Genomic DNA, 12683 nt, shown 5'->3' with positions numbered 1-12683 from the left:
CTTAGGCCGAGACGTCCTTGAGGTTACGGGAGGCCATAACGCCCGCCAGCCCGGAGAAGGCCAGGAATATCAGCGCCCAGGCCGGGCCCAGCATGGCCAGGCCACCGGAGATCGCACCCACCCCCAGCAGGATGAAGCCCATGAGCGTGTTGGCCGCGCCAACGTAGCGGGTGCGATCATCGCCCTCCGCCATGTCCACGATGTAGGTCTTGCGGCCCACGCGCACCGCGGTGTGGGTGAGGTTAACCAGGAGGAAGCCCACCGGGAAGACCCAGGCGTTGACCTCCTCCGGCAGCCACGCAGCGCAGGCCACCAACACGAAGAGCAGAATGGAACCCACCAGCGCGCCGTAGCTCATGACGTTCTTGGAGGAGACATCGGACCACATACCGCTGATGCGCCCGCCAATGAGCGCCGAGAGGCCCGAGGCCACCACGAAGGCGGCCAGCCCGCCCAGGTCAGAACCGTTGCCCTGGCCCAGCACCACGATGAAGGACGTGGATAGCGCGGTGACCAGCAGCAGGCCGCGGGCGATGACGAAGGCGCGGAAGTCGGCGTTGCCGGTAAACAGGCGCCAGGCATCGGCCATGCCGGCGTTCTTGTTGCTCTCGCTCTGCTCGGCATCCTCCACGGGCTCCTCGATGCGCCAGAAGATCGCCGAGGCCACCACCCAAGACAACGCCGCGGCGGCGATCAACGCCACGATGACAAGGAGATCGATATCGCCGGTGAGGAACCACAGCCCCACACCCACCAGCAGCGCCGCCGCGCCGCCCAGCTCCGTGGCGCGCCCGGTGATCTGCCCGCGCGACCCCTTAGAGATGGTGCGGCCCTGCACATCCTTGGAGGCAATCGAGCACAACGCGCGGCACAGTGCCAGCACGGCCAGCAGCACGAGGATCGCCACGGCCAGGGGCGTACCCTCCAGCAGCAGGGCAGCCACGGCCATGAGGGCGGCGGCCATGGCCTGGCCAATGCCGCCCATGACCCAGATCCCCTTGCGCTGCGCCCGCGAGGTCACCCACGGGGTGAGCGAGGCCTGCGGGAGCATCGAGCCGGACTCACGGATCGGCACGAGCAAACCGATGAAGAAGGCCGGCGCGCCGGCGGATTGCAGCAGCCAGGGCAGGACGGTCTTTGCCGCCACGATCTGGTCACCGATGCTTTGCAGGCCTTGGGCCCACACGAAGCGGCGGGCGTTGCGCTTTTCCTGCGCGGTAGAAGTAATTGGGGAAGTCATAGAGATCATCCTCACTCACGGGTTTTGGGGAGTACGCGGGGCTTAGGTATGGCGTGCCTGAGTAGAAAAAGCAGCAACCCCCGCCACCCGGCGAAGCGGGGTGCGGGGGTTGGCGCTATCACAGAAACTTAGCGCGCTAGCTCATGGCTGCAGGAGCCGAGCTAGTTGACGCGGCCGGTCTCCTTGCGGTACTGGCGGTAGTAACGGCGGCCGTAGCGGATGCCAAAGACACCGGCCACGAGGATGACGGCTAGGAAGATGATGCCCCAGACCAGGGAGGTCTTGTAGTCAGCACCAGCGGTGCCGTCCGGCCAGAGGTAGGTGCTCCAGCCCCAGATGATCATGCCAGCTGCCGGCAGCAGGGAGAGGATGAGACCCATGCCAACCCACGTGGAGGTGCGCAGCAAAGAGGAGTGCGGCGCGGCGTAGGAGACGGGCTCGTAGCCCTCGATGTAAGAGTCCTGGATCTTTCCGGAGAACTCCGGGTACGTCTCACTTGCGTGATCAGCAACTGCGTGGTTATCGCTCATGGCGGAAGCTTTCTCTCGTTTCTGTTATTCCTGTGAATGACTATAGCCTAGTCGTCCTTGCCGCGGAAAGCGGCCCGTGCACGTTCGCGGGTGACAGCAGACACAGCGGTCAGCGGCACGCCAGCCGGGCAGACATCGGCGCACTCACCGTAGAGGGTGCAGTGGCCAAAGTTCTGCTCGAGGTCGTCGACCATGTTGCGGGCACGGCGGCCACGCTCTTCCTTGCCCAGCGGCATGAGGGAGAGGTGAACCAGCTTGGCGCCGGTGAACAGGTGGGCCGCACCGTTCGGGCAGGCAGCCACGCAGGCACCACAGCCGATGCAGGCTGCGTGGTCCAGCGCGAACTCGGAGGTCTCGTGGTTGACGTGCAAGGTATCAGCATCCGGAGCGGTGCCGGCATCCATGGAGACGTAACCGCCCTGCTCCATGACGTGGTCCAGCTTGGAGCGGTCCACGATCATGTCCTTGATGACCGGGTAGGCGGCGGAGCGGAAGGGCTCCAGCTTGATGGTGTCGCCGTCCTTGAACTGGAACAGGCGCTGCTGGCAGGCCGGGGTGTTCTGCCCTGGGCCGTGCGGGCGGCCGTTGACCAGGAGGCCACAGGTACCACAGATGCCCTCGCGGCAGTCGGAGGCGAAAGCGAAGGGCTCAGCGCCGGCCTCGATGAGGCCGTCGTTGACGTGGTCCAGCAGCTCGAGGATGGACATCTGCTCGGCGGCGTCGTTAACCTGGACGGTCTCGAACTTGCCTTCTTGCGTCGGTCCGGCTTGACGCCAGATCTCAAGTGTCAGTTTCATTACTTGTAGTTCCTTGTCATCAGCGGGATCGAATCAAAGTACAGCGGCTCAGCGTGGCGGATGAACTCGTTCTTGCCAGCGCCCGGCTCCCAAGCGGAAACGAAGCACCAGTTTTCGTCGTCGCGCTCTGCCTCGCCGTCCTCGGAGAGGTGATCGTCACGGAAGTGAGCGCCACAGGACTCGTCGCGGTCCAGAGCGTCCACGCACATGAGCTCGCCGAGGTCGAGGTAGTCGGCCACGCGCAGGCCGTACTCCAGCACCTGGTTCATATCGTTGGCGTCGCCAGTGATGCGGACGTTGGCCCAGAACTCCTCACGCAGGGCGCGGACCTTCTCGATGGCCACCTTGAGATCCTTGACGTTACGGGACACGCCGCAACCCCAGTACAGGATCTCACCGAGCTGGCGGTGGTAGTAGGCCGGACCGTGCGGGTCCTCGCCGCGGACGTTCATGAGGCGGTCGATGCGCGACTGAGCGCGGTCAACAGCCTTCTGAGCCTCAGCGGAATCCTCAGCCAGCTTGTCCTCACCGAGGTGGTGAGCCAGGTAGTTCGGGATGGTGAACGGCAGGGTGAACCAGCCGTCGACAGATGCGGAGAGCAGCGAGTTAGCACCCAGGCGGTTGGCGCCATGGTAGGTCCAAGAGCACTCACCGGCGGCGAAGAGGCCGTCGATGGAGGTCATCTCATTGAAGTCGGTCCACAGGCCACCCATGGTGAAGTGGCAGGTCGGAGCAATACGCATCGGAGTCTCGTAGGCGGACTCGCCGATGGCCTCTTCGTACATCTCGATGAGGTTGGAGTAGCGCTCGCGGATCTTGTCCTTGCCCAGACGCTCGATGGCATCGCGGAAGTCCAGGTACACGGAGTTGTGCAGCGGGCCAACGCCCAGCCCCTTGTTGATCTGCTGGGAGATGGCACGGGAAGCGACGTCACGCGGGACCAGGTTGCCGAAGGCCGGGTAGCGACGCTCCAGGAAGTAGTCGCGCTCCTCTTCCGGAATGTCGTTGGGGTTGCGGTCGTCGCCCTCCTTGATGGGGGACCAGATGCGGCCGTCGTTACGCAGCGACTCGGACATGAGGATGGTCTTGGACTGCCACTCGGAGTTGACCGGCAGGCCCGTCGGGTGGAACTGGATGAATGCCGGGGAGGCCAGGTATGCGCCGTTCTCGTAAGCGCGCATCATGGCGCCAGCGTTGGAGTTCTTTGCCAGGGTGGACATGTGGAAGACGTTGCCGTAACCGCCGGTACCGAGGATGACCGCGTGGCCGGTGAAGGCCTTGAGCTCGCCGGTGATGAGGTTACGGGTCACGATGCCAGCCGCACGCTTGGTGCCCTTGTCATCGTAGGTAATGATGTCCTGCATGTCGTGGTGCGCGAAGAGCTCCACGTTGCCCAGGCCAATCTGGCGGTAGAGCGCCGAGGTGGTGGACAGCTGCAGCTGCTGGCCCGTTTGGCCGCGGGTGTAGTAGGTGCGGGAGACCTGCACGCCGCCGAAGGAACGGGTGGCCAGGGTGCCGCCGTACTCGCGGGCGAAGGGAGCGCCGATGGCGTTCATGTGGTCAATAACGCGCACGGACTCGTAGGCCAGGCGCCAGCAGTCGGACTCGCGGCAGCGGTAGTCGCCGCCCTTGACGGTGTCCTTGGTGTGGCGGTAGGCGGAGTCGTTGTCCACCTTCTTGTGGCGAGAAGAGTTCACACCACCCTGCGCAGCAATGGAGTGGGCGCGGCGCGGGGAGTCGTGGTAGGTGAAGACCTTTACCTTGTAGCCCAGCTCACCGAGGGCGGCGGCGGCCGAACCTGCGGCCAGGCCGGTGCCGACGACGATGATCTCGAACTTGCGGCGGTTAAGCGGGGAGACGAGCTCCATGTGGTCCTTCTGGTAGTCCCACATTTCCTTCATCGGCACGCCGTGCGGCTCGTTGGACTCGAGGATGCGACCAGGGGTCACGCCCTCGACGATGGACTGCGGGTGCGAGAAGTTCGGGTGCTCGCGCTTGAGTTCAGTGTTAGTCATGGGTCAAAACTCCTTTAGCTGACCAAGCCCAGGGCGATGGACAACGGCATAACGATGTTGGCCAGGCACACGACGGCCGGGATGATGTAGGCCAGGACGACGAAGGTCTGACGCCACTTGGCACCGGTGATGCCCAGATCAGACGCAGCGAGCTTGATGCCGTGGGTCAGGTGCAGGAAGAGGCAGCACATAGCCAGGACATAGAAGATGGTGACCGGCCAGCGGGAGAAGGTAGCAATCATGTTGGCCTTCACCGCACCGTGGACGAAGGACTCCGGAGCAATCGGAGCGACACCAGCGGTCAGGTCCAGGATGTGGAAGATGATGAAGAGCAGCAGGATGGCGCCGGTGGCCAGCATGGTCTTAGCGGCGAAGGCATCCATGCCGCCCATCAGGTTGGTGCGCTTGAACTTGCCGCGGGAAGCCTTGGAGCGGGCGGTCAGCGCGAAGGCACCGTAGATGTGGGCGATAACGCAGGCCAGCAGGACAATGCGGATGATCCACAGTAGGTGGCCGTGCGGGATCAGCGGGTCGCCGAGGTCGCGGAGGTACGCGCCGTATACGTCGAGCGCCTCCTGGCCGTTGTGAGCCGGCAGGTACAGCTTCAGGTTGCCGGCCATGTGGCCAACAACGAAGAGAGCGAAGAACAGGCCGGTTACTGCCATCGTCAGTTTCAAAGCCCAGGACGGAATTCCCGGCTTAGGACGAATTGTTTCATTAGTAATGCGGCCGTGAGCGATTGCCTCACGGTCAGGATTTCTTACAGACATGACACCTCCATAGTCGCTCTTACCTTACGCAGGCTTTCCCGCTGGCCACCACTCAATTTTGGGCGATTTCCAGGCGCTTCCTCTTCATCGCCCTGCCCGTAGAAATTTGCTGAGGCTAGGATCGCCTTAGAATCACTCCCGCGAAACGCCCGTCACCTTGATCGCTAACCTTTACGCAATATGGACATTGCGTATTTCCGCAGGCGATTATGATGTTCATCACAGGAGATCTCACGAGTGACTATCCCACCCCTTTAGCCGTCAAACTTTCGTTTAGCCACCCCCGTCACACCCGTCACGCAAGCGAACTCAGCCACGACGTTTTGCAGGGACGTTACAAAGCTTCGCAGAATGCTTGCAAAAATCCTGTTACAGCCGCCGCCCGGCAGGTAACGTGGCCCACATGAGTAAGACGTACGTGGGTTCGCGCCTGCGCCAACTGCGCCGCGAACGCGACTTGAGCCAAGCGTCTCTGGCCGCCACGCTGGGACTTTCCGCAAGCTATGTCAACCAGATTGAGCACGATGTCCGCCCGCTCACCGTTCCCGTGCTGCTGCGCATTACAGAGGTCTTTGGCGTCGATGCCACCTTCTTCTCCCGTGACGATGACTCCCGCCTCCTCGCCGAGATCCAAGACGTCATCCAGGACAAGGAGCTCTGCCCCTCCCCCGTCGAGCTGCAAGAGCTCTCCGAGCTGGTGTACAACCACCCCACCGTGGCGCGCACCCTGGTAGACATCCACCGCCGCTACCGCAACGTGCGCGACAAGCTCTCCCTGGCCACCGATAACCGCCGAACCGACGGCGCCCAGGCGCTGTCCATGCCGCACGACGAGGTGCGCGATTTCTTCTACGCTCGCCAGAACTACCTCAACGACCTCGACCTTCACGCCGAGAGGCTCGCCGGCGAGCTGGACGTCTCTTCCTTCCGCATCCGGGAGACCGAGCGGGCCCTTACCGAGCGCCTAGCTCACCGCCACAACGTCACCGTCACCACCACCTCGCAGATGGACGGCACCCTGCACCGCTTCGACGCCGCGACCGGCACCCTGCACCTGGCCAGCCGGCTGGGCGTGGGCCAGCGCGCCTTCCGCATGGCCGCCGAGCTCAGCTTCCTGGAGGCCAGCGAGCCCATCAACGAGCTCGTCGCCGAGGAACCCTTCACCTCCGAGGCCTCGCGCAACCTGGCCCGGCGCGGCATCGCCAGCTACTACGCAGCGGCCACGCTCATGCCCTACACCATGATGCACGCTGAGGCCGAGAAATCCGGCTACGACGTGGAATACCTCTGCCAGGTCTTCGGCGTGGGCTATGAGACGGTTGCCTCGCGCTTGTCGACGTTGCAGCGCCCCAACAAGCGCGGCATCCCCTTCACCTTTGTGCGTGTGGACCGCGCCGGCAACATGTCCAAGCGCCAGTCAGCCACCGGCGTGCACTTTTCCAATTCCGGCGGCACCTGCCCGCTGTGGAACGTCTATGAGACCTTCTCCCGACCCGGCGTGATCTGCCGCCAGCTCGCGCAGATGCCCGACGGGCGCAACTACCTGTGGATTTCACGCGCCGTGCAGCACCATCAGGGCCGCTACAACGACACCAACAAGCTCTTCGCCATCGGCCTGGGCTGCGAGGCCCGCCACGCGGACCGCACCGTCTACGCCGAAGGCCTGGACTTGGGCGACATGTCCGCGGCCACGCCCATCGGCGCCGGCTGCCGCACCTGCCCACGCACCAACTGCGCGCAGCGCGCCTTCCCCGCCATCAACGAGACGCTGACTATCGACGCCCACCGCTCCGCCGTGGCCCCCTACTAACCCTCCGGCACTGCACGTTCCCAGCAGACGCACCTCGCTGACAAGCCCCAACAAGTCCCAGCACACCAGACTGTGTATGCTCGAGCCCGAGTACGCTCTAGGAGCAACAAACCCAGGGGGGGGATTTATGGGAGCGAGTATGCCTGCGTGGGCTGCAATTGTCTTGGCACTCTCTGTCGCTATTGTCACGCAGGCAGGTACCTACTTTCTACAACGCAAACAACAATCACATGACCGCGAGCGCAGCCGAAGCGAGGAATGGCATCGCAACCTAAGGTGGGCCGTAGATTTAGTCGCCCAAGGCAAGGTGAGTCTTGGGGTTCAAGCGCTTGACGCACTAGATGATGCAACACACCTCGTCTACGAAGACCAGCGACTAATCGATGCCATCCTCTCAAGCATCATTAATTCCTCACCCAACGAGGTCGAAGACAAATAGCGGGGACAAGACTACACTGTTCAGGACAATCAAAGTGGAGGTGGAAGTAAATGAGTGCACGGCAATCCACGCCCAAATACTCCCGGGGTCAGGTAGAGGCTGCCAAGCTTCTCGTGAAACGCGAACGGGAAGGAAAGGCCACTGTGCGGATCACGGAGCGGGTTCGCCAGATGGCTAATTCAGACAGACCAAGCAAGATTTCATCGTAGTACGAGCCCGAGTGTGATCCCGTTCCCTGACTTGTGGTGTTCATAGCCAGGGTTCGTAACCAAGGAGGGGCGCCCACCATTGCGGTGGGCGCCCCTCCTTTTGTGAAGAGAGCCAGGCTCTCGTGTCTTTGTCTTCCTCTTAGAGGTTGATCATGTGGCCACCGATGCCCTCGGCGGCTTCCTTCATGGCCTCGGAGAGGGTCGGGTGGGTGTGGACGTTGCGGCCGATTTCCTCAGCGGTGAGATCGAAGCGCTGCGCCAGGGTCAGCTCCGGCAGCAGCTCGGAGACATTGGAGCCCACCATGTGGCCGCCCAGCAGCTCACCGAACTCGCCGTCAGCAACCAGCTTGACAAAGCCGGCGGTCTCGTTGAGGCCCGCTGCCTTACCGTTAGCGGAGAACGGGAAGGAGGCCACCTTGATCTCGCGGTCCGGGAACTTCTCGCGTGCCTGCTCCTCGGTGTAACCAAAGGAGGCAACCTGCGGGTTGCAGAAGGTAGCGCGCGGCATGTTCATGTAGTCACCCAGCAGCTGGGTCTCAGCGCCGGCGATGACCTCTGCGGCAACAACGCCCTGGGCCTCAGCCACGTGAGCCAGCTGCAGCTTGGCGGTGACGTCGCCGATGGCGTAGATGCCCTCGACGTTGGTGCGCATGTAGTCATCAATAGCGATGGCGCCGCGCTCGGTGAGCTCCACGCCGGTGTTCTCCAGGCCGTAGCCCTCGGTGCGCGGTGCGAAACCGATGGCCACCAGGCAGCGGTCGACGGTGAGGGTGTCGGTCTTGGAACCGTCCTTGGACTCGACCTCGACGGTGACGTCGGAGCCGTTGTCGGTCACAGAGGTGGTCTTGTAGCCGGTGAGCAGCTTGACGCCGAGCTTCTTGTACTGCTTGGCAATCTCCTTGGAGACGTCCTTGTCCTCGTTGGGCAGGACGCGGTCAGCGAACTCCACGATGGTCACGTCCACGCCGTAGTTGGCCAGGACGTAGGCGAACTCCATGCCGATGGCGCCGGCGCCAACGATGACGATGGACTCTGGGGCTTCGTCGTTGAGGATCTGCTCCTCGAAGGAGACCACGTTCTTGCTCAGCTCAACGCCCGGCAGGGAGCGCACCACGGAGCCGGTAGCGATAATGCAGTTGTCAAAGGTGACGGTCTTGCCAGCATCATCACCCTCGGTGATCTCGATGGTCTTGGCATCCTTGAAGGAGCCCAGGCCGTTGATCTCCGTGATCTTGTTCTTCTTCATGAGGTAGTGCACGCCCTTGACGATGCCCTCAGAAACCTTGCGGGAGCGCTTGTGCGCAGCGCCGAAGTCGAAGGAGACATCGCCGGAGATACCAAAGGCCTTAGCCTCGTGGTTGAAGGTGTGAGCCACCTCAGCGTTCTTCAGCAGCGCCTTGGAGGGGATGCAGCCCACGTTGAGGCACACGCCACCCCAGTACTGCTTCTCAATTACAGCAACCTTCTTGCCCAGCTGGGCCGCACGGATAGCGGACACGTAGCCGCCGGGGCCCGCGCCGAGTACTACTACGTCAAAATGTTCATTAGTCACGGTGACAAGGATACGTAACTTCGTGATTCCTGTCTTACTCCCCCCGCAGATAGGGCGGAGCCCTCAGGGCGGCCACGCCCCAGCCGCGCACCACTGGGCGGATTTGGCCCGGAAAAACGAAAATTCCCTCGCCGCCACGGGCGAGGGTGCTCGGGTCTAGGCCCCGCAGGGGCCAGAGAGAAATAGGCTTAGAACAGCCCCATGTTCAGAGCAGCCACGGAGGACATAGAGGAACCGGCGTGGATCCACTCGCCGAGGACCTGGTTGATGGAGACCAAAATGGTGTCGAAAGCGTTCATAGTGCTTCTCTTTCTTTTTAGGGGTGTTACTTCTCGCCGGTATGCACAAGTACTAACGGGAAACTGTGAGAAGGCGTTACTCGTTCCCACGCTTCCGGCGGAAAAATTATGACATAAAAACCACTGTCGCAACAACAGCAACTTTGATTTACTTGTAGCATTGGTTCCCGTCCATAGCTTTACCCAGAGCTGTGCGCGATTGCGCGGACGCTGACCGTTGCCCCACCTTCAGGGCGCTACCCCTACCCGCGGGGACGTGCTAACGGGGGTGGGATAGGCAACGATAGTCTGCGCAAGGCCTAAGCATTCACATTCTGCCCATTTCACAGAAAGCGAAACTTCATGAAGACTGCGCGCTCTCTCGCTACTCTCGCAGCAGCAACCGCCATCGCACTCGGTTCCGTGGTTGCCCCCGCCGCATCGGCGTCCCCGGTCACCCCGGATCAGATTGCCGGTGACGCCACCCCGTCCCAGATCACCGAGATGGATATCTACGATGTCCTGGAGCAGTACCTCGTCGCGGACAAGAACGGCGTGCAGCCACCGAGCAAGGCAGAGTACGAGGACTCCATCGGCAAAAACGTGACCTATGACGGCAAGGACGGCCGCTACCTGCTCACCGTGAAGGGGCTGCCCGAAAAGTACAAGTGGCTGTTCTTCGTTTTCAAGTACCCCGATTACCGCCAGAACATCAAGGGCCTGTGGGCCTCCTCCCCGGCCATGGAAGGCCGCAAGATTCCGCTGGCCTACGTCCCGGCCAAGGAGCCCAACAGCCCCACCTACTACCTGCTCAACGGCGCAGGCGGCGCGGACCAGGGCATGGACTGGATCGTCTCCACCAGCGGTAAGGACGTCGATCCCTCCACGGAGGGAATCCAGGAGCTCGACGAGTTCTACCGTGACCGCAACGTCAACCTCATCATCCCGCAGGAGGGTGCCTTCACCTACTACACCGACTGGGTAGAGTCCCCGGACTCCGGCTACCTCAAGGGCCCGCAGAAGTGGGAGACCTTCCTCACCAAGGAGCTGCCGGGACCGCTGGAGGAGCACATCGGTGCCAACGGAAAGCGCGCCATCGGCGGCATGTCCATGGCCGCAACCTCCGCCTTGGTGTTGGCCCAGCACAATCCGAACTTCTACGACGCCATTGCGTCCTACGCCGGTTGCGCCGCGACCTCCTATCCCTTCCCCAACTTCTTTGCAGAGCAGACCGTCTCCCGCGGCGGCGGCACCACCGAGCAGATGTGGGGACCAAAGGGCGGCGAGTACAACCGCTACAATGACGGCCTCATCAACGCCACCAAGAACAACATGGGCAACTCTGAGGTCTACGTCTCCGCAGGCTCCGGCCTGGCTGGCATGACGGACACCTTCTCCTACCGCCTGCGGCAGGGAGTCAGCCCGCAGGCCGCCTTCCAGGGCTCCTCCACCACCGTCGTCGAGGGCGGCGTCATCGAGGCCGCCGTGAGCTCCTGCACCCACGACCTCAAGGCCAAGATGGACCACGAGGGCGTGAAGGCAGACTGGAACTTCCGCGCCACCGGCACCCACTCCTGGCCGGGCTGGATCGAGGACATTTCCAAGTCCTGGCCCACCCTGGAGCGCGCCTTTGCCAAGGCCGAGGCCGCACCGGAAGAGGCCGCTGAATTCGAGGCCGGCACCCCGGGCAGCGAGGTCATTGAGCCGGAAGCTCCCGAGAGCGAGAACACGGACAAGACCGCTGACGCTGATCTGATCACCGCGGACAAGGCCACGCCGGAGGGCCTGCACCCGGCGGATTCCGTTGACCCTAGCACCGTCAACCCGCCGGCAGAGCCCATCAAGCCGGCCACCCCGGATCAGCCTGAGGGCAACGTCACCAGGGATGAGGACACTGCCGCAGCAGCGCAGTAAGATAATCCAGTCCACGCATTTCGTAGAAAGAAGTCAATGAAGCGTTTCAGCTCTGTGCTCGCCGCAGGTGTCATCGCAGCCTCCGCGCTGTTGGCACCCGCAGCCAGCGCCGCACCAGTCACCCCGCAGCAGGTCGCAGGCAACACCCCACTGTCTGAGATTTCCGATCTGCAGCCCACCGAGGAGGTCGCCGCCCAGAAGTGGTACACCACCTACAAGGATGACCCGCGCGTGCTCAAGCTGCAGGCCACCTCCCCCGCCATGGATGGACGCGTTGTTCCCCTGGCCGTCATCCCGGCCAAGGACCCCAACCGCCCCACCATCTACCTGCTCAATGGCGCGGGTTCCGCGGAGCAGAACTCTGACTGGGTGGCCCTGTCCAACGTTGTTGACTTCTATTCCGAGAAGAACGTCAACGTGGTGATCCCACAGTCCGGCGCTTTCTCCTACTTCACCGACTGGGAACAGGCCCCCAACGGCACCTACCTCAAGGGCCCGCAGAAGTGGGAGACCTTCCTCACCAAGGAGCTGCCGGGGCCGCTGGAGCAGCGCCTGCAGGCCAGCGATAAGCGCGCCGTGGCCGGCATGTCCATGTCCGCCACCTCCTCGCTGCTTTTTGCCCAGCACCACCAGGGCTTTTATGACGCCGTCGGTTCCTACGCCGGCTGCGCCGCCACCTCCTCCCCGCTGGAGTACCAGTTCATGCGCCTGACCGTGAACCGCGGCGGCGCCCAGCCGGAACAGATGTGGGGCCCGCAGGGCTCGAAGAATAACTACTACAACGACGCCCTGCTCAACTCCGAGAAGCTGCGCGGCACCGCGCTGTACATCTCGTCTGCCTCCGGCCTAGCCGGCGAGCAGGACACCCCCTCCTACTACATCAACAAGGGTATGAACCCGGCCGCGGCCTACATCGGTTCCGCCCAGCTGCAGGTCGAGGGCGGCATCATCGAGGCAGCGGTGAATAACTGCACTCACCACCTCAAGGCCAAGCTGGATAAGCAAGGCATCCCGGCCACCTACAACTTCCGCAACGTCGGCACCCACTCCTGGCCGGGCTGGCGCGAGGATCTGGAGAAGTCCTGGCCGGTATTCCAGAAGGCACTGGGTATCTAAGAGTCACGGCCTG

At 62.9% G+C, this 12683-nt stretch carries 9 protein-coding genes; 3 read left to right on the top strand and 6 right to left on the bottom strand.

Annotated elements, in window-relative coordinates; all coding sequences use genetic code 11:
• Position 1: 1 nt before the first annotated feature.
• The 5 genes from Q4E25_RS04590 to Q4E25_RS04570 all read right to left on the bottom strand — a co-directional run bounded on the left by Q4E25_RS04590 (position 2) and on the right by Q4E25_RS04570 (position 5352).
• Entirely contained in the window at positions 2 to 1240 is a 1239-nt protein-coding gene (locus tag Q4E25_RS04590; protein ID WP_303154545.1) for an MFS transporter, read from the bottom strand.
• Positions 1241 to 1401: 161 nt separating this feature from the next.
• Positions 1402 to 1770 (bottom strand): hypothetical protein, encoded by a 369-nt coding sequence (locus tag Q4E25_RS04585; RefSeq protein WP_303154542.1) that lies wholly within the window; start codon positions 1768 to 1770, stop codon positions 1402 to 1404.
• 47 nt (positions 1771 to 1817) lie between these two features.
• Positions 1818 to 2567 carry a succinate dehydrogenase/fumarate reductase iron-sulfur subunit gene (locus tag Q4E25_RS04580; protein WP_303154539.1) on the bottom strand — a complete coding sequence of 250 codons (750 nt, stop codon included), beginning with the start codon at positions 2565 to 2567 and terminating at the stop codon, positions 1818 to 1820.
• The gene (locus Q4E25_RS04575) at positions 2567 to 4582 is read right to left on the bottom strand and encodes a fumarate reductase/succinate dehydrogenase flavoprotein subunit (RefSeq protein ID WP_303154538.1); all 2016 of its coding nucleotides are present in this window, start codon (positions 4580 to 4582) and stop codon (positions 2567 to 2569) included. Before Q4E25_RS04575 ends, Q4E25_RS04580 begins: the two co-directional genes overlap by 1 nt.
• Before the next feature lie 14 nt (positions 4583 to 4596).
• The gene (locus tag Q4E25_RS04570; RefSeq protein WP_303154536.1) at positions 4597 to 5352 is read right to left on the bottom strand and encodes a succinate dehydrogenase cytochrome b subunit; all 756 of its coding nucleotides are present in this window, start codon (positions 5350 to 5352) and stop codon (positions 4597 to 4599) included.
• A 403-nt stretch (positions 5353 to 5755) separates the two neighbouring features.
• Here Q4E25_RS04570 and ramB point away from each other — a divergent pair, with 403 nt between their 5' ends.
• Positions 5756 to 7162 carry an acetate metabolism transcriptional regulator RamB gene (ramB, locus tag Q4E25_RS04565; protein WP_303154533.1) on the top strand — a complete coding sequence of 469 codons (1407 nt, stop codon included), beginning with the start codon at positions 5756 to 5758 and terminating at the stop codon, positions 7160 to 7162.
• A gap of 787 nt (positions 7163 to 7949) precedes the next feature.
• On the opposite strand, the gene lpdA is transcribed toward ramB, so the two are convergent.
• On the bottom strand, positions 7950 to 9362 hold the full coding sequence (gene lpdA, locus Q4E25_RS04560; protein ID WP_303154531.1) for a dihydrolipoyl dehydrogenase: 1413 nt from the start codon (positions 9360 to 9362) through the stop codon (positions 7950 to 7952).
• Between the two features lie 641 nt (positions 9363 to 10003).
• On the opposite strand from lpdA, the gene Q4E25_RS04555 reads away from it, so the two are divergent.
• Positions 10004 to 11554 carry an alpha/beta hydrolase family protein gene (locus Q4E25_RS04555; RefSeq protein WP_303154529.1) on the top strand — a complete coding sequence of 517 codons (1551 nt, stop codon included), beginning with the start codon at positions 10004 to 10006 and terminating at the stop codon, positions 11552 to 11554.
• 36 nt (positions 11555 to 11590) lie between these two features.
• On the top strand, positions 11591 to 12670 hold the full coding sequence (locus Q4E25_RS04550) for an alpha/beta hydrolase family protein (RefSeq protein WP_303154527.1): 1080 nt from the start codon (positions 11591 to 11593) through the stop codon (positions 12668 to 12670).
• Positions 12671 to 12683 lie beyond the last annotated feature (13 nt).

The sequence above is a fragment of the Corynebacterium sp. genome (assembly GCF_030532325.1).
GTDB lineage: Bacteria > Actinomycetota > Actinomycetes > Mycobacteriales > Mycobacteriaceae > Corynebacterium.
This window is presented reverse-complemented; position numbering and strand designations above follow the sequence as displayed.